The sequence below is a fragment of the Pseudomonas sp. MUP55 genome (genome assembly GCF_034043515.1).
GTDB lineage: Bacteria > Pseudomonadota > Gammaproteobacteria > Pseudomonadales > Pseudomonadaceae > Aquipseudomonas.
Genome location: NZ_CP138214.1, coordinates 5,755,782 through 5,771,766, shown reverse-complemented (window position 1 = coordinate 5,771,766; position 15,985 = coordinate 5,755,782). Strand labels below are relative to the sequence as shown.

The following is a 15,985-nucleotide window of genomic DNA, read 5'->3' as shown; positions in this document are numbered from 1 at the left end:
TGTCGGTAATTTTGCTTATTCGCCGCAGGTGTATGTGGGAGGGGACGGGCCCCTCCCACATTGCCCGGCTAGCGGCGACGCTTGTCGATGTTGTAAACGAACGGTGCGACAAGCTCCACGCTGCCGTTTTTCAACAGGTCGGCGGGTGGCTTGGGCAAGGGTTGCGCCTTGCGGATCATCTCCAGCGTCGCACGATCCAGGTCGGCGTTGCCGGAGCGGCCTTCCAGTTCGTAAGACAGCACGTTGCCTTCGCCATCGACCACGAAGCGCAAGCGGTTCATGCCTTCCTTGCCACGCTGCTGGGCGCTCGGCGGGTACTTCTTGTACTTCTGCAGGTGTGCCAGCAGGGTGCTTTGCCAGGAGGCCTGGGCAGCCAGCTGTTGCGCCGATGGACCGGGAGCAGGCTGGGCGGATTTTTGCGCAGGTGCGTTGCTCGGTGGTGTGTCGCTCGGCGGCTCCTCGGAAGGTTTTTCCTTGGGCGGATCGGGCTTCTTCTCCACCGGTTTGGGCGGTTGCGGCTTGGGCTTGGGCTTGACCGGCTTGGGCACCTGGATCGTCGGCTTGGGCGCCTCGGCCAGTTTCGGCAAAGGCAGCTCTTCGACCGGTGGCGGTGGTGATGCCACGACCTTGGGCGGTGCCGGAGGCGGCGGTGGCGCCGGCAGCGGTGCCAGGTCGATGACCATCGCGGCCGGCGGCAACGGGATTGCCTGCGGCGCGGACCATTGAAGGGCGATGATGATCGCGACGGCATGCACGCCCAGCACGACTGCGAGGCTGGTGCCATACCGCGTCAGTTTGTGGCGCGTCGTGATCATTTCTTGGCTGCCGTCTCGAGTCCGACCAGGCCTACCTTGAGGTAGCCGGCTGCCCGCAGGGCATCCATCACGCTCATCAAGTCGCCGTAGTCCACGCCCTTGTCGGCCTGGAAGAAGATCGTCGTGTCTTTCTTGCCTTGGGTCTTGGCGTCGAGCACCGGCCCCAGGGTTTCAGCCTTGACTTCTTCTTCGCCCAGGAACAGGCGTTGGTCCGCCTTGACGCTGAGGAAAATCGGCTTCTCCGGCCGCGGCGCCGGCTTGGCGCTGGATGCGGGAAGGTCAACCTTGATGTCCACGGTGGCCAACGGTGCCGCCACCATGAAGATGATCAGCAGCACCAGCATCACGTCGATAAACGGCGTGACGTTGATTTCGTGGTTCTCGACGAGTTCATCGTCGCCTTGATTCAAATGCAGGCCCATGGCCGATTACCCCACTTTCACCATGTGCGGTTGCGAGCTGCGCTCGGTAGGCAGGTGATCGAGGTCGCGGCTGACCAGCAGCAGGACTTCTGCCGACGCGTCCGACACCTGGGCCTTGTAGCCGGCGATCGAACGGGCGAAGACGTTGTAGATCACCACCGCAGGAATCGCGGCAACCAGGCCCAGGGCGGTAGCCAGCAGGGCTTCGGCGATGCCGGGAGCTACTACGGCGAGGTTGGTGGTCTGGGTTTTGGCGATGCCGATGAAGCTGTTCATGATGCCCCACACGGTACCGAACAGGCCGACGAAGGGAGCGGTGGAGCCGATGGTCGCCAGCACGCCGGTGCCACTGCTCATGTTGCGACCGCAAGCCGCCACCAGGCGCTCCAGGCGAAAGCTCACACGTTCCTTGATGCCTTCTTTTTCGCGGGTGTTGGCCGACAGGCGCATTTCTTCAAGAGCGTCATGCACCAGCAGGTTGGCCAGGGTGCCCTTCTTGGTCGCGGTTTCACTCGCTTCCTTGAGGGTGGTGGCCTTTTTCAGGTGGACGATTTCAGTACGCAGACGACGCTTGGCGCCCAGCAGCTCGAAGCCTTTGGCGATCCAGATGGTCCAGGTGATGATCGAGGCGATGGCCAGGCCGATCATCACGGCTTTCACCACCACGTCGGCGTTCTGGTACATGCCCCACGGGGACAGGTCGTGTGCCATGCCGAGGGTGTTGTCTTCTTCCAGCACGACGCCGTTTTGGTCGGCAGGGGCTGCAGCCTGGGCCGGGTCGGTGGCGGCTGGCGCGGCGGAGGGGGCAGTGACATTCTGTTCGGCAGCGGCGGGCGCGGCCGGTGCGGTGGCGTCAGCGAACGCGGCGGTCGGCGCCAGCAGTACGCTGAACAGCATCGCAGCAATCGCACGCCAGGCGCGGGATGGGCTGTGAGGCTTGGTTGGCGAAGCGGGTTTTGTATGACGTGTCATGCTGGCCGGACCTGAGAGAAAATAATGGGTGATCGTCCTGCCAGACCCTTGAGGGTCGAGGACAAATGGGTGGTTATTATTGCAAGTAATTCTTGTTAACTAAAGTGGCACTGTTACTTTATTTCGCTTTTTACTGGCCGTTGATCCTCTCGCGCGGCTAATCTGCGCCTTTGAGAATGGAGTTTTATGATGTCTGCGCCTTCTGTTGTGATTGCCGGTTGCGGCGATGTGGGTAGTCGGCTGGCTAGCCAATTGCTGGCCGCAGGATGGGAGGTTCATGGCCTGCGCCGCGATATTTCACGCCTTCCTGACGGCGTGATTGGCATCGCTGGCGACCTGTTCAATAAGGACTGCCCCGAGACTTGGCCGATTGGCGGCGTGGATTACCTGGTGTATTGCGCTGCGGCGACCGACCACGATGAGGCCGGCTATCGTGCGGCCTACGTGCAGGGTTTGAAGCATGTGCTGGAGTGGCTGCAGGATTATGGCCAGGAACCCAAGCATCTGTTGTTTGTGTCCAGCAGCAGCGTATATGGCCAGCAGAACGGCGAATGGGTCGACGAAACCTCTGAAACCCAGGCGAAGGGGTATTCCGGCCAGGTCATGCTCGAAGCCGAGCAGGTCGCGCTCAACAGTGGCATCCCGGCGAGCATTGTGCGCTTGACCGGTATTTACGGCCCGGGCCGTGAGTGGCTGCTGACCCAGGTGCGCCAGGGTTACCGCGTGGCGATTGACCCGCCTTTATATGGCAACCGCATTCACGCGGATGACGCGGCGGGCTTGCTGGCGTTTTTGCTGCGCCATGTGGAGCAAGGCGGTTCCCTGGACAAGGTTTATATCGGTGTCGATGACGCGCCTGCGCCGTTGGCTGAGGTGGTGCGCTGGTTGCGCGGGTATCTGGGCGTGACAGAGTGGTCCGAGGACGCCAGTGTGCGGCGTGCGGGCAGCAAGCAGTGCAGCAATGCGCGCATCAAGGCGCTGGGGTGGAAGCCGACGTATCCGACCTACCGTGAAGGTTATGCAGCCATTTTGAAAGGTTGAGCGACAGACAAAATTTGGGAGGGGGCTTGCCCCCTCCCACATTTGGACCTGTGTCGCAGGGGTTATTGCTTTTCAAGCAACCACTGGCGCTGACCAGGCGTGAAGGAAGGCACTTCATCAGCCTGCGCGGTGTTGATTGCCTGGAAAATTTCCAGCTGCTTGCCTTTGCGCGCGAAGATCCACGGGTTGCCCACGCCATTTTCCTGTAGCCAGAGGCTGTCGTAACCGCCGCTCATGGAGGCGCAATCCCCGGCCAGGCACAGGGAATACTGGTCGGCGCCAGGCAGGCCGGCGACTTTGCCGTTGGCTTGAAACTGTACGGTGGCGCCATTGCCGACGCCGTCGGTGATCTTCCAGTCTCCGCCCATGTAGGCGGCGTAGAGCGCTCGCTCGAAGTTGGCGCCCAGGGGTGCGCCCTCTGGAGCCGGTTCCTGCGCACGGGCGAACATCTGCTCAGGCTCATTGTCGTTGGCCAACTGCAGCAGCTTCTTGCCCTTACGCTTGAGCTCGGTGGCGGAGCTGCCGTAGAAATCCACGCTCCAGGCGCCGGGCTTTTCGCTCAGCAGCTTGCCTTCCGCGACTTCAAAACCGTTGTAGTAGCGGGCCTGCAAGGCCTTGGTGTTGACCTCCCATTCCAGGTTCGGGCCGAAGGTCTGCAAGGCTTCACGCAAAGGGCCGCCCTTGGCTGCCGCATCAATGGCGGCCTGGTTGATCCAGGTACCGCTCACATCCAGATCGGCAGGGTTGCTGGCACAGCCGCCGAGCAGCAGGGCGAACAACGAAGAGGCTACAAGCGCTTTGCGCATGACTAAATCCTTCTGAAACGAAGTCGGCGCAGCGGTTGAGGCTGCGCCGGGTGTTTTACTCAATGACCAGAATCGCGTCCATTTCAACCTGCGCGCCCTTTGGCAGGGCGGCAACGCCAATGGCGGCGCGGGCTGGGTAGGGCTGTTCGAAGTACTTGCCCATGATCTCGTTGACCTTGGCGAAGTGGCTCAGGTCGGTGAGGAAGATGTTCAGCTTGACGATGTCCTTGAACGAACCGCCAGCCGCCTCAGCCACGGACTTGAGGTTTTCGAACACCTGTACGGTCTGTGCTTCGAAGCCTTCCACCAGTTCCATCGTCTTTGGGTCCAGCGGGATCTGGCCGGACATGTAGACGGTGTTGCCCGCCTTGATCGCCTGGGAATAAGTGCCGATGGCGGCCGGGGCTTTGTCGCTGGTGATTACTGTCTTGGTCATGAATGACTCCTTGTAATAGGCGATGGCTTACTTGAAGAACTACGCGCGCATGCGGGTGATGCGGATCACCCCGGTCAGTGCACGCAGTTTCTTGATCACGCGGGCCAGGTGCACGCGGTCGTGCACGCTGACCACCAGCTGGACCACGCTGATGCGCCCATCGCGTTCGTCCATGCTGATTTTCTCGATATTGCCGTCGGCCGCGTTGACGCTGCTGGCCAGCAAGGCGATCAAGCCGCGTTGGTGCTCGAGCTCCACGCGCAGCTCGACATTGAATTCGCCGGTGACATCCTTGGCCCACGAAAGCTGGATGCATTTTTCCGGGTTGTGGCGGATTTCGGTGATATTGCGGCAGTTGTCCAGGTGCACCACCATGCCTTTGCCCGCCGAGAGGTGGCCGACAATCGGGTCGCCCGGAATCGGTGTGCAGCATTTGGCATAGCTGAGCACCAGGCCCTCGGTGCCGCGAATCGCCAGCGGGCCTTCGGGGCTTGGCAGCTGTTCGCCTTCGCCGAGCAGGCGACGCGCAACCACGTAGGCCATGCGGTTGCCCAGGCCGATATCTTCGAGCAGGTCTTCGATGGTTTCCTGGCGATACTCGTGGAGCATCGCGTTCACGCGCTCCTGCGGGATCTTGTCCAGGGCACTGTCGAACCCGTTGAGTACCTTGTTCAGCAGGCGTTCGCCCAGGCTGATGGATTCGGAACGACGCTGCAGCTTCAGGGCGTGGCGGATATGCGTACGCGCCTTGCCGGTGACCACGAAGTTGAGCCAGGCCGGATTTGGCCGCGCGCCCGGCGCACTGACGATCTCCACCGTGGAGCCGCTTTGCAGTGGCTCCGACAGCGGGGCCAGGCGTCGGTTGATGCGGCAGGCGATGCAGCTGTTGCCCACATCGGTGTGCACCGCGTAGGCAAAGTCCACCGCCGTGGAGCCTTTGGGCAGCTCCATGATCCGGCCCTTGGGCGTGAACACGTAGACCTCGTCCGGGAACAGGTCGATCTTCACGCTTTCAATGAATTCCAGGGAGTTGCCGGCACGTTGCTGCATTTCCAGCACGCCCTTGACCCACTGGCGGGCACGGGCATGGGTGCCTTTTGGCTGCTCGTCGCCGCTGGACTTGTACAGCCAGTGCGCCGCGATGCCGTTGTTGGCCATCTCTTCCATTTCGCGGGTGCGGATCTGGATCTCGATCGGCACACCGTGCATACCGAACAGCGTGGTATGCAGCGACTGGTAGCCGTTGGCCTTGGGAATCGCGATGTAGTCCTTGAAGCGCCCCGGCAGGGGTTTGTACAAATTATGTACAGCGCCCAGCACGCGGTAGCAGGTGTCGACCTTGTCGACGATGATCCGGAACGCATACACGTCCATGATCTCGTTGAAGGCCCGACGCTTGCCGCGCATCTTCTTGTAGATGCCGTAGATGTGTTTCTGCCGTCCGCTGACTTCGCCTTCGATCTCGTCGACCGCCAGGCAATGGCTCAGGGACTCTTCGATCTTGTTGACGATTTCCTTGCGGTTGCCCCGGGCGCGCTTGACCGCCTGGTAGATGCGCGCCGAGCGCATCGGGTGCATGGCCTTGAAGCCCAGGTCTTCGAATTCGATACGAATGGCGTGCATGCCCAGCCGGTTGGCGATGGGCGCGTAGATTTCCAGGGTTTCCTTGGCGATTCGCCGGCGCTTTTCGCCGGAGAGCACTTCCAGCGTGCGCATGTTGTGCAGCCGGTCGGCCAGCTTGACCAGGATCACGCGGATATCGCGGGCCATGGCCATGGCCATCTTCTGGAAGTTTTCCGCCTGGGCTTCGGCCTTGGTCTCGAAGTTCATCTGGGTCAGTTTGCTGACCCCGTCGACCAGTTCGGCCACGGTTTCGCCAAACTGCGCGCTGAGCGCTTCCTTGGCGATGCCGGTGTCTTCGATCACGTCATGCAGCATCGCGGCCATCAGGCTCTGATGGTCCATGTGCATGTCGGCCAGGATATTGGCCACCGCAAGAGGATGGGTGACATACGCCTCACCGCTACGGCGGCGTTGGCCGTCGTGAGCCTGTTCGGCGTAGAAATACGCTCGGCGGACCAGGTTGACCTGGTCGGGGCCGAGGTAGGCCGATAAGCGATCGGCGAGGGCGTCTATGCTCGGCAAAGTATGAACTCCTGCCGAAGGCTGTGACCCCGCGCCGTGCTACGTCGACCAGGCATAGGCTTAGACGGCCTCGTTGGACTCGTCCTCGAACGCTGCAAACAGCGGTTCGTCTTCAACGATTTCAGCGTTGGCGATGAACTCGTAGCTCATCAGGCCTTCTGCGATTTCACGCAGGGCTACAACGGTAGGCTTGTCGTTTTCCCACTGGACCAGGGGCTCTTTGCCGCCAGTGGCCAGTTGACGGGCACGCTTGGTAGAGAGCATGACCAGCTCAAAGCGGTTATCCACGTGTTCTAGGCAGTCTTCAACGGTTACGCGGGCCATGGTATTCCTCGGAGCGAATGCAAGATGCGCGCTGCCCGGTTGGGCGAGCGGACTGAGCAGTTTAAAAAATCACCAGCGTTAAGGGAAGCGCTGATTTTTCACAGGCCCTCGCAAAACCGCTACAAGTGCCAATGTAAAGCCCTTGCGGCGGTTTTGGGAAGGGCCAATCAGCCAAGCAGTTCGGCGAGTAATTTGCCGAAACGCTGCTGTTGGCGCTTTTGCTGCAACTGGTTGGCGCGGAAAATCGCCTTCAAATCATCCAGTGCGTGGGCAAAATCGTCGTTGATGATCAGGTAGTCGTAGTCGACGTAGTGGCTCATTTCGCTGACGGCTTCACGCATGCGGCCTTCGATGATCTCATCGCTGTCCTGGCCACGGTTGGTCAGGCGCTGATGCAAGGCTTCAAGCGAAGGCGGCAGGATGAAGATCGAGCGCGCCTTGGGCATCAGTTGGCGTACTTGTTCAGCGCCCTGCCAGTCGATTTCCAGAATCAGGTCATGGCCTTCATCCAGCGTCTGCTGCAGGTGGCTTTGGGAGGTGCCGTAGAGGTTGCCGAACACTTCGGCGCGCTCCAGGAAGTCACCGTGCTCGATCATTTTGACGAACTCGGTACGCTCGACGAAGTGATAGTGCACGCCGTCCACTTCACCCGGGCGCATGGCACGCGTGGTGTGGGACACCGAGATGCGGATCTGTTCGTCAGCGTCGGTCAGGGCCTTGACCAGGCTGCTCTTGCCCGCGCCCGAGGGGGCGGAAATGATGTAAAGGGTGCCGGTGCTGTGGGTCATGGAGGTTGCCTTACTCAATATTCTGTACTTGTTCGCGCATCTGCTCGATCAACACTTTGAGGTTGACCGCAGCGGTGGTGCTGCGCGGATCGAATGCTTTGGAGCCCAGTGTATTGGCTTCGCGGTTGAGTTCCTGCATCAGGAAGTCCAGGCGCCGACCGGCGGCACCGCCGGACTTGAGCACGCGGCGCACTTCGAGGATGTGGGTGCTCAGGCGGTCGAGTTCTTCGGCGACGTCACTCTTTTGCGCCAGCAGCACCATTTCCTGCTCAAGGCGCACGGGATCGAGGTCGGCCTTCATGTCGGCGAAGCGGTCCAGCACCTTCTGGCGCTGGGTGGCGAGCATCTGCGGTACGAGTTCGCGCAGGGTCACGACGTCTGCTTCGATGGACGTCAGGCGTTCGTTGATCAGGCGGGCCAGTTCGGCGCCCTCGCGCTCGCGGCCGGCCTTGAGTTCGTGCAAGCCTTGGGTGAAGAGGGCCAGCGCTTCGGCGTTCAAGGCCTGCGGGTCGGTGGCATCGGCCACCAGCACGCCGGGCCAGGCGAGCACTTCCAGGGGGTTCAGCGCGGCGGGCTGCTTGATCAGGCCGGCAATGGTTTCGGCGGCGGCGACCAGTTGCGCGGCGCGGTCGCGGTCGACCTGTAATGGTTTGCCGGTGGTTTCTTCGGTGAAGCGCAGGGTGCATTCCAGCTTGCCGCGGGAAATGCCCTGGCGCAGCGCTTCACGCACGGCGCCTTCGAGGTCGCGAAAAGACTCGGGCAGGCGCAGGTGTGGCTCCAGGTATCGGCTGTTGACCGAGCGCAATTCCCAGCTGAGGGTGCCTTGGGCGCCGGCTTTTTCGACGCGGGCGAAGGCGGTCATGCTGTGCACCATGGAGGTACCTCGCAATGCAGTCCCGCAAATACGGGATGATGATGAAATGGGAGCCGACAGGCTGCGAAGGCGCAGGAGTGTAGCGCAGTGGCGCGGGTGCGCCCAAACAATGGGCGATAGACCGCGTATTCGTAAGCGGATTTTAAGAAGTGCCCCGAATCGGCTGGCGGCTCTATAATGCTCGGCAGTTTTTGTCCTCAGTACAGGTATCCCCTATGAAACGTCCAAGTGGTCGCGCCGCCGATCAGCTCCGCTCGATCCGCATCACCCGCAACTACACCAAACACGCCGAGGGATCCGTACTGGTCGAGTTTGGCGATACCAAGGTGATCTGCACCGTCAGCGTCGAGAATGGCGTGCCGCGGTTCCTCAAGGGCCAGGGCCAGGGTTGGTTGACCGCCGAATACGGCATGCTGCCGCGCGCCACGGGCGAGCGTAACCAGCGTGAAGCCAGCCGTGGCAAGCAAGGCGGGCGTACCCTGGAAATCCAGCGCCTGATCGGCCGCTCGCTGCGCGCCGCCCTGGACATGTCCAAGCTGGGTGACGTGACCCTGTACGTCGATTGCGACGTGATCCAGGCCGATGGCGGCACCCGCACCGCGTCGATCACTGGCGCCATGGTGGCCCTGGTTGATGCACTCAAGGTGATCAAGAAGCGTGGCGGCCTCAAGGGCGGTGACCCGCTCAAGCAGATGATCGCCGCCGTCTCGGTCGGTATGTACCAGGGCGAGCCTGTGCTGGACCTGGATTACCTGGAAGACTCGGCCGCCGAGACCGACCTGAATGTGGTCATGACCAGCACCGGTGGTTTCATCGAAGTGCAGGGCACCGCCGAAGGCGCGCCATTCCAGCCGGCCGAGCTGAACGCCATGCTGGCCCTGGCCCAGAAAGGCATGAATGAAATTTTCGAACTGCAAAACGCCGCACTGGCTGACTGAGCCGGTCTCAAGGAGAAACGCCATGAATGACAACAGCCAAATGCCGGTGCCTGCGCCTTCCTACGAAGTGCGGCAGGCGGCGATGTTGTGCCATCTCGCGGCGTTTCTGGGGTTCGTGTTCCCCTTCGGCAGCGTTGTAGGGCCACTGATCCTGTGGCAGATGAAGAAGGAGCAGGATGCGTTTATCGACGATCAGGGCAAGGAAGCGCTGAATTTCCAGATCACCGTCGCCATCGCCTGGATCGTTTGCATCGTGCTGGCCTTCGCAGTGATTGGTTTCTTCCTGATGATTGCCCTGGCGATTGCCACGGTGGTGCTGACCATCATCGGCAGTATCAAGGCCAACAAGGGGATCGCCTATCGCTATCCTCTGACCTGGCGCCTGGTCAAATAATAGCCACCCACAAAAAAACCGACATCGCTGTCGGTTTTTTTGTGCCTGGAAAAAGACCTCAGATGGTCAAGGTCCAGTCGTAGTCCACGATCAGCGGCGCGTGCTGCGAGAAGCGCGGCTGGCGCGGCAGGCGTGCACTGCGCACGAACCGGCGCAGGCCCGGGGTCAGCAGCTGGTAGTCGAAACGCCAACCCAGGTTGAGCATCTCGGCCTGTTCGTTATCCGGCCACCAGCTGTACTGGTCGCCTTCGCGGCTGACTTCACGCAGGGCATCGACATAGCCCATGTTGCCCACAATCTCGTCCATCCAGGCCCGTTCCGGCGCCAGGAAGCCTGGTGATTGCTGGCTGTCGCGCCAGTTCTTGATATCCAGCTTCTGTTGCGCCACGTACAGCGAGCCACAATAAATGTACTCGCGACGTTTGCGTCGCTGTTTATCCAGATAACGGGCGAAATCGTCCATTAACTTGAATTTCTGGTTCAAGTCTTCATCGCCGTTCTGCCCCGAAGGAAGCAGCAAGGTCGCGATGCTGACCTTGTCGAAATCGGCTTGCAGGTAGCGCCCGTAGCGGTCGGCTGTCTCGAAGCCGAGGCCGCTGATGACCGCCTTGGGTTGCAACCGCGAGTACAAAGCCACGCCACCTTGGGTGGGCACTTCGGCATCGCAGGCATAAAGGAAGTAGCCATCCAGTTGGAAGGCTGGGTCGTCCAGTTCAAAGGCGGAGGCGCGGGTGTCCTGCAGGCAGATGACGTCGGCATTCTGAGCTTGCAGCCAACTGAGCAAACCACGCTCGACTGCAGCCTGAATACCATTAACGTTCACACTGATGATCCGCATAAATGGCCCCAAAAATCGCGTGCGTGTATGATACACGCCGTCTACCTAATTAGCTAAATCCGTGGTATCTGAGGCTTTTTTCATGCAGGCGTATCAACGCGATTTCATTCGTTTTGCCATCGATCGCGGGGTTTTGCGCTTCGGTGAGTTCACCCTCAAGTCCGGGCGTACCAGCCCGTATTTCTTCAATGCAGGCTTGTTCAACTCGGGTTCGGCCCTGGCCCAGCTGGGGCGTTTCTACGCCGCGGCCATTGTTGAGAGCGGTATTTCCTTCGACGTTCTGTTTGGCCCGGCCTACAAGGGCATTCCCCTGGCCGCAGCGACAGCGGTGGCCCTGGCGGAGCACCACGGGCAGGACCTGCCGTGGTGCTTCAACCGCAAGGAAGCCAAGGCTCACGGCGAAGGTGGCAGCCTGGTGGGCGCGCCGCTGACGGGCGATGTGCTGATCATCGACGACGTGATCACCGCCGGCACCGCCATCCGTGAAGTGATGCAGATCATCGCCTCCCAGGACGGCGCCAAGGCGGCAGGTGTGCTGATTGCGCTGAACCGCCAGGAGCGCGGCAACGGTGAGTTGTCGGCGATCCAGGAAGTGGAGCGCGACTTCGGCATTCCGGTGGTGAGCATCGTGTCGTTGAACCAGGTGCTGCAGTTCCTGGAAGATGATCCTCAGCTCAAGCAGCACTTGCCGGCGGTGCGTGCGTACCGCGAGCAATTTGGCGTCTGACACCAATCTTCATGCGTGTCAGACCATGTGGGAGGGGGCTTGCCCCCGATTGCGGTGTGTCAGTAGGTATCCAGCACTGAGCCACCGCTATCGGGGGCAAGCCCCCTCCCACATTTGGAGCGCCGCAGGCTCAAGCTAATTCACCCACACAAAAAAGCCCCGCTCAATCTGATTGAGCAGGGCCTTTTGTTTTCTGCTGCTTAAGGACGCTTGCGGTTACTGATCAGCGTGCCCACACCGGTGTCGGTGAAGATTTCCAGCAGGATCGCATTCGGCACACGGCCATCCAGAATCAGCGAGCTGCCGACGCCGCCTTGAACCGCTTCCAGCGCACAACGGATCTTGGGCAGCATGCCGCCGTAGATGGTGCCGTCGGCAATCAGCTCGTCCACCTGCTGAGTAGTCAGGCCGGTCAGCACCTGGCCTTCCTTGTCCATCAAACCGGCAATGTTGGTCAGCAGCATCAGCTTTTCAGCCTTCAGCGCTTCAGCCACTTTGCCGGCCACCAGGTCGGCGTTGATGTTGTAGGACTCACCGTTGGCGCCCACGCCGATTGGCGCGATCACCGGGATGAAATCACCCTTGACCAGCAGGTTGAGCAGATCGGTGTTGATGCCGATCACTTCGCCCACCTGGCCGATGTCGATGATTTCCGGTTGGGTCATTTCCGGCGTCTGACGGGTCACGGTCAGTTTTTTCGCGCGGATCAGTTCCGCGTCCTTGCCGGTCAGGCCAATGGCGCTGCCGCCGTGGCGGTTGATCAGGTTGACGATGTCCTTGTTGACCTGGCCACCGAGCACCATCTCCACCACATCCATGGTCTGCGCGTCAGTGACGCGCATGCCATCGATGAAGTGACTCTCGATCGACAAACGCTTGAGCAGATCGCCGATTTGCGGCCCGCCGCCGTGGACGACCACCGGGTTGATCCCCACGGCCTTCATCAGCACGATGTCGCGGGCAAAGCCGGTTTTCAGCTCGTCGCTCTCCATGGCATTGCCGCCGTACTTGATCACCAGCGTCTTGCCGACATAGCGTCGAATGTAGGGCAACGCTTCGGACAGGACCTTGGCGGTGTTGGCAGCGGCTTCGCGTTCGAGGGTCATTCAGGGCTCCGGTAAAAAATCAGAACGGTAATTGGAGATCAGGGGCAACACGTTTCAACTGGACGTGGAAGACGTCCTTGATGCGCTGCAACTCAGCCTCGGTATCCGCCTCGAAGCGCAGCACCAGCACCGGTGTGGTGTTGGATGCGCGCACCAGGCCCCAGCCTTTGGCGTAATCGACTCGCACACCATCAATGGTGGTCAGGCTGGCGCCTTCGCCCCATTGCGCATCGTGCAGTGCGTCAATGATGCTGAATTTGCTCTCCTCGGTCACATGGATATTGATCTCTGGCGTAGAAATATCGTTCGGGAAGGTCTGAAACAGCTCTTGCGCCGTGGATTTTTCCTTGCTGAGGATCTCCAGCAGCCGCGCCGCGCTGTAAATGCCATCGTCAAAACCGAACCAGCGCTCCTTGAAGAAAACGTGACCGCTCATTTCACCGGCCAGCAGGGCGCCGGTTTCCTTCATTTTCTTTTTGATCAACGAGTGACCGGTCTTCCACATCAGCGGGCGGCCGCCGTATTCCTTGATCAGGGGCGTGAGGCGACGGGTGCATTTAACGTCGAAGATGATTTCAGCATTGGCATTGCGCGCAACCACGTCACGGGCGAACAGCATCAACAGGCGGTCCGGGTACACGATCTCACCGGTTTCGGTCACCACACCTACGCGGTCGCCGTCGCCGTCGAAGGCCAGGCCTACGTCTGCGCCCACTTCCTTGACCTTGGCGATCAGGTCCACCAGGTTTTCAGGCTTGCCCGGGTCCGGGTGATGGTTGGGGAAGTTGCCGTCGACGTCGCAGAACAGCGGGATCACTTCGCAGTTCAGCGCTTCGAGCAGTTGCGGAGCGATCACGCCGGCCGCACCGTTGCCGCAATCGACCACCACTTTCAGGCGGCGGGCGAGCTTGACGTCACGGGTGATCTCGTCGGAGTAGCGCTGCAGGATGTCGACTTTGGTGATGCTGCCGGTGCCGCTGGTCAGGTCGTTGGTTTTCAGGCGCGTGTGCAGGGCCTGGATCTGTTCGTTGGCGAGGGTATCGCCGGCGATGACGATCTTGAACCCGTTGTAGTCCGACGGGTTGTGGCTGCCGGTAAGCATCACGCCCGACTTGCCGGCCAGCACGTTGGCGGCGTAATACAGCGCAGGCGTAGGCACCAGGCCGACGTCGCTGACATGGCAGCCGCTGTCCGCCAGGCCCTGGATCAACTGCTCCACCAGCTCCGGGCCGGACAGGCGGCCATCGCGGCCTACCGAAACATTTGGCTCGCCCTGGGCCAGGCTCTGCGAGCCGATGGCGCGGCCGATCCAGTAGGCGGTTTCGGCGGTCAGGGTCTTGGGCACCACGCCACGAATGTCATAGGCGCGAAAGATGCTGTCGGGAAAAGTCGGGGCTACGCGGGCTGCGGTACTCATCGCGGGGGGAACTCCATCTGAAAGGGGGCAAGGCTGGCCTGGTGTGGCTGGCCGGCAGGCTCAAACTGAAGGGTATGACGGCGTTTTCGGCAGAGAGTTCGTGGTGTAAAAGTGCCATCGGCGCGTCTGCGCCGTGTCCGGACCTGCATAACCATTTGATTTCATTGTAGAAATCTTGCTGATCCCGTTCGCGCATTCTTCATCCTGAAAAGCCGGGCGGTGGCGTCTGGCCGAACAATTGCGTCCGGCCAGGTTCAGCTTAGTCAGTGGCTGCCGGAATGCCCGAAACCGCCTGCGCCGCGCTGGGTTTCGTCGAATTCCTGCACCAGTTCGAAATGCGCCTGTACCACCGGCACCAGCACCAGTTGGGCGATACGCTCGCCGACCGCAATGTTGAATGCGGTCTGGCCACGGTTCCAGCACGACACCATCAACTCGCCCTGGTAGTCGGAGTCGATCAGGCCCACCAGATTGCCCAGCACGATGCCGTGTTTATGACCCAGGCCGGAGCGGGGCAGGATCAGCGCTGCGAGGCCCGGGTCGCCGACGTAGATCGACAGGCCGGTGGGGATCAGGATCGTCTGGCCTGGCTCAAGCACGGTGTCTTGCTTGAGCATGGCGCGCAGGTCCAGGCCGGCGGAGCCTGGGGTGGCGTAGGCCGGAAGCGGGAATTCGCTACCGATGCGGGGGTCGAGGATCTTGGCTTGCAAAGCGTGCATGGACATTAAACCTGGTTCAGCCGTTGGGCGATAAAAGAGATCAGTTGGCGGGCGATCTTGCCCTTGCTGGTCTGGGCGAAAAGGGTGGCGTGCAGCTCGCGGTCGATCACGCTGCAGGCGTTTTCCTCGCTGTTGAAGCCGATGCTCGGGTTGGCGACATCATTGGCAACGATCAGGTCGAGGTTTTTGTCTTTCAATTTGCGTGCGGCGTAGTCCAGCAAATGTTCGGTCTCGGCGGCGAAGCCGACGCTGAACGGACGGTCCGGACGCGTGGCGATGGTGGCCAGGATGTCCGGGTTGCGCACCATTTGCAGGAGCAGGCCATCGCCGCTTGTAGGGTCTTTCTTGAGCTTTTGCGGCGCAACGACTTCCGGTCGGTAGTCCGCAACCGCTGCCGAGGCGATGAACAGGTCGCACGGAATGGCAGCCTCACAGGCCGCGAGCATGTCCCGGGCGCTGACTACGTCGATTCGCGTCACACGATCAGGCGTTGGCAAATGCACCGGGCCTGTGATCAGGGTGACACGCGCGCCTGCCTCAACCGCGGCTTCAGCCAGGGCAAAGCCCATTTTTCCTGAGCTATGGTTGGTGATGTAGCGCACCGGGTCGATGTTTTCCTGGGTCGGGCCTGCGGTGATCAGCACGTGTTTGCCGGTCAGGGCCAGGTGCTGGAAGCACTCGGCGGCACACAACGCCAGGTCGGTGGCTTCGAGCATGCGGCCCATGCCGACGTCGCCGCAGGCCTGGCTGCCGGACGCCGGGCCGAAGACCTTGAGGCCACGGCTTTGCAGGAGCTGGGTGTTGGCCTGGGTGGCCGGGTCGCGCCACATGGCCTGGTTCATCGCCGGGGCGATGGCGACGGTGGCGTCGGTGGCCAGTACCAGGGTGGTCAGCAGGTCATCGGCGATGCCCTGGGCCAGGCGCGCGATCAGGTCGGCGGTGGCCGGCGCGATCAGCACCAGGTCGGCCCATTTGGCCAGTTCGATATGGCCCATGGCGGCTTCGGCCGCCGGGTCCAGCAGGTCCAGGTGAACCGGGTGGCCGGACAAGGCCTGCATGGTCAGCGGGGTGATGAACTCACTGCCACCACGGGTCATGACCACGCGCACTTCGGCGCCTTGGTCGAGGAGCCTGCGAACCAGCTCTGCGCTCTTGTAGGCGGCAATGCCGCCGCCGACGCCGAGAACGATGCGTTTCCGATACAGACGCTGCATTGGTTTGCC

Annotated in this window: 17 protein-coding genes and 1 pseudogene; 4 read left to right on the top strand and 14 right to left on the bottom strand. The window is 61.3% G+C overall.

The genetic code is table 11. From position 1 onward, the window contains the following. Positions 1-68: 68 nt before the first annotated feature. From SC318_RS26180 to exbB, 3 genes are read right to left on the bottom strand one after another with little or no spacing between them, the layout of a single operon-like run. Positions 69-815, bottom strand: a complete 747-nt coding sequence (locus tag SC318_RS26180) for an energy transducer TonB family protein (RefSeq protein ID WP_320429021.1) — start codon at positions 813-815, stop codon at positions 69-71. After that, positions 812-1,237 carry a TonB system transport protein ExbD gene (gene exbD, locus SC318_RS26175; RefSeq protein WP_003195519.1) on the bottom strand — a complete coding sequence of 142 codons (426 nt, stop codon included), beginning with the start codon at positions 1,235-1,237 and terminating at the stop codon, positions 812-814. The genes SC318_RS26180 and exbD overlap by 4 nt, the downstream gene beginning before the upstream one ends. A gap of 6 nt (positions 1,238-1,243) precedes the next feature. Continuing rightward, positions 1,244-2,209, bottom strand: coding sequence for a tonB-system energizer ExbB (gene exbB / locus SC318_RS26170; RefSeq protein ID WP_320429020.1), 966 nt, complete (start codon positions 2,207-2,209; stop codon positions 1,244-1,246). A 189-nt stretch (positions 2,210-2,398) separates the two neighbouring features. Here exbB and SC318_RS26165 point away from each other — a divergent pair, with 189 nt between their 5' ends. Further along, complete coding sequence (locus tag SC318_RS26165) at positions 2,399-3,250, top strand: SDR family oxidoreductase (protein ID WP_320429019.1); 852 nt, start codon at positions 2,399-2,401, stop codon at positions 3,248-3,250. A gap of 62 nt (positions 3,251-3,312) precedes the next feature. On the opposite strand, the gene SC318_RS26160 is transcribed toward SC318_RS26165, so the two are convergent. From SC318_RS26160 to SC318_RS26135, 6 genes are all read right to left on the bottom strand, one after another. Continuing rightward, entirely contained in the window at positions 3,313-4,056 is a 744-nt protein-coding gene (locus SC318_RS26160; RefSeq protein ID WP_320429018.1) for a hypothetical protein, read from the bottom strand. 55 nt (positions 4,057-4,111) lie between these two features. Then, complete coding sequence (locus SC318_RS26155; RefSeq protein WP_003176922.1) at positions 4,112-4,492, bottom strand: deaminase RidA; 381 nt, start codon at positions 4,490-4,492, stop codon at positions 4,112-4,114. A 39-nt stretch (positions 4,493-4,531) separates the two neighbouring features. Next, positions 4,532-6,637: a bifunctional GTP diphosphokinase/guanosine-3',5'-bis pyrophosphate 3'-pyrophosphohydrolase gene (gene spoT, locus SC318_RS26150; protein WP_306490879.1), complete on the bottom strand. Its 2,106-nt coding sequence runs from the start codon at positions 6,635-6,637 to the stop codon at positions 4,532-4,534. 60 nt (positions 6,638-6,697) lie between these two features. Next, entirely contained in the window at positions 6,698-6,961 is a 264-nt protein-coding gene (rpoZ, locus tag SC318_RS26145) for a DNA-directed RNA polymerase subunit omega (protein WP_003176920.1), read from the bottom strand. A 167-nt stretch (positions 6,962-7,128) separates the two neighbouring features. Beyond that, the gene (gene gmk / locus SC318_RS26140) at positions 7,129-7,749 is read right to left on the bottom strand and encodes a guanylate kinase (protein WP_103734154.1); all 621 of its coding nucleotides are present in this window, start codon (positions 7,747-7,749) and stop codon (positions 7,129-7,131) included. Between the two features lie 10 nt (positions 7,750-7,759). After that, positions 7,760-8,623 carry a YicC/YloC family endoribonuclease gene (locus SC318_RS26135; RefSeq protein WP_124388764.1) on the bottom strand — a complete coding sequence of 288 codons (864 nt, stop codon included), beginning with the start codon at positions 8,621-8,623 and terminating at the stop codon, positions 7,760-7,762. A gap of 215 nt (positions 8,624-8,838) precedes the next feature. On the opposite strand from SC318_RS26135, the gene rph reads away from it, so the two are divergent. Next, the gene (rph, locus tag SC318_RS26130; protein WP_017526812.1) at positions 8,839-9,561 is read left to right on the top strand and encodes a ribonuclease PH; all 723 of its coding nucleotides are present in this window, start codon (positions 8,839-8,841) and stop codon (positions 9,559-9,561) included. A gap of 22 nt (positions 9,562-9,583) precedes the next feature. Further along, a complete protein-coding gene (locus SC318_RS26125; protein ID WP_320429017.1) occupies positions 9,584-9,955 on the top strand; it encodes a DUF4870 domain-containing protein in 372 nt (123 codons plus the stop codon). Positions 9,956-10,013: 58 nt separating this feature from the next. Here the strand turns inward: SC318_RS26125 and SC318_RS26120 are convergent, their stop codons facing one another. Further along, positions 10,014-10,793, bottom strand: a complete 780-nt coding sequence (locus SC318_RS26120) for a catabolite repression control protein Crc (protein ID WP_003195493.1) — start codon at positions 10,791-10,793, stop codon at positions 10,014-10,016. 82 nt (positions 10,794-10,875) lie between these two features. Here SC318_RS26120 and pyrE point away from each other — a divergent pair, with 82 nt between their 5' ends. Beyond that, positions 10,876-11,520 carry an orotate phosphoribosyltransferase gene (pyrE, locus tag SC318_RS26115; protein ID WP_003195489.1) on the top strand — a complete coding sequence of 215 codons (645 nt, stop codon included), beginning with the start codon at positions 10,876-10,878 and terminating at the stop codon, positions 11,518-11,520. A gap of 200 nt (positions 11,521-11,720) precedes the next feature. Here the strand turns inward: pyrE and argB are convergent, their stop codons facing one another. The 4 genes and pseudogenes from argB to coaBC form a co-directional block, all read right to left on the bottom strand. Further along, positions 11,721-12,626 (bottom strand): acetylglutamate kinase, encoded by a 906-nt coding sequence (gene argB / locus SC318_RS26110; protein WP_065893973.1) that lies wholly within the window; start codon positions 12,624-12,626, stop codon positions 11,721-11,723. Positions 12,627-12,645: 19 nt separating this feature from the next. Continuing rightward, positions 12,646-14,049: pseudogene (locus SC318_RS26105) on the bottom strand (phosphomannomutase/phosphoglucomutase); the annotation flags it as partial. A 257-nt stretch (positions 14,050-14,306) separates the two neighbouring features. Then, positions 14,307-14,762 carry a dUTP diphosphatase gene (dut, locus tag SC318_RS26100; RefSeq protein ID WP_124388758.1) on the bottom strand — a complete coding sequence of 152 codons (456 nt, stop codon included), beginning with the start codon at positions 14,760-14,762 and terminating at the stop codon, positions 14,307-14,309. Positions 14,763-14,767: 5 nt separating this feature from the next. Then, complete coding sequence (gene coaBC, locus SC318_RS26095) at positions 14,768-15,976, bottom strand: bifunctional phosphopantothenoylcysteine decarboxylase/phosphopantothenate--cysteine ligase CoaBC (RefSeq protein WP_015886530.1); 1,209 nt, start codon at positions 15,974-15,976, stop codon at positions 14,768-14,770. Positions 15,977-15,985: the final 9 nt, after the last annotated feature.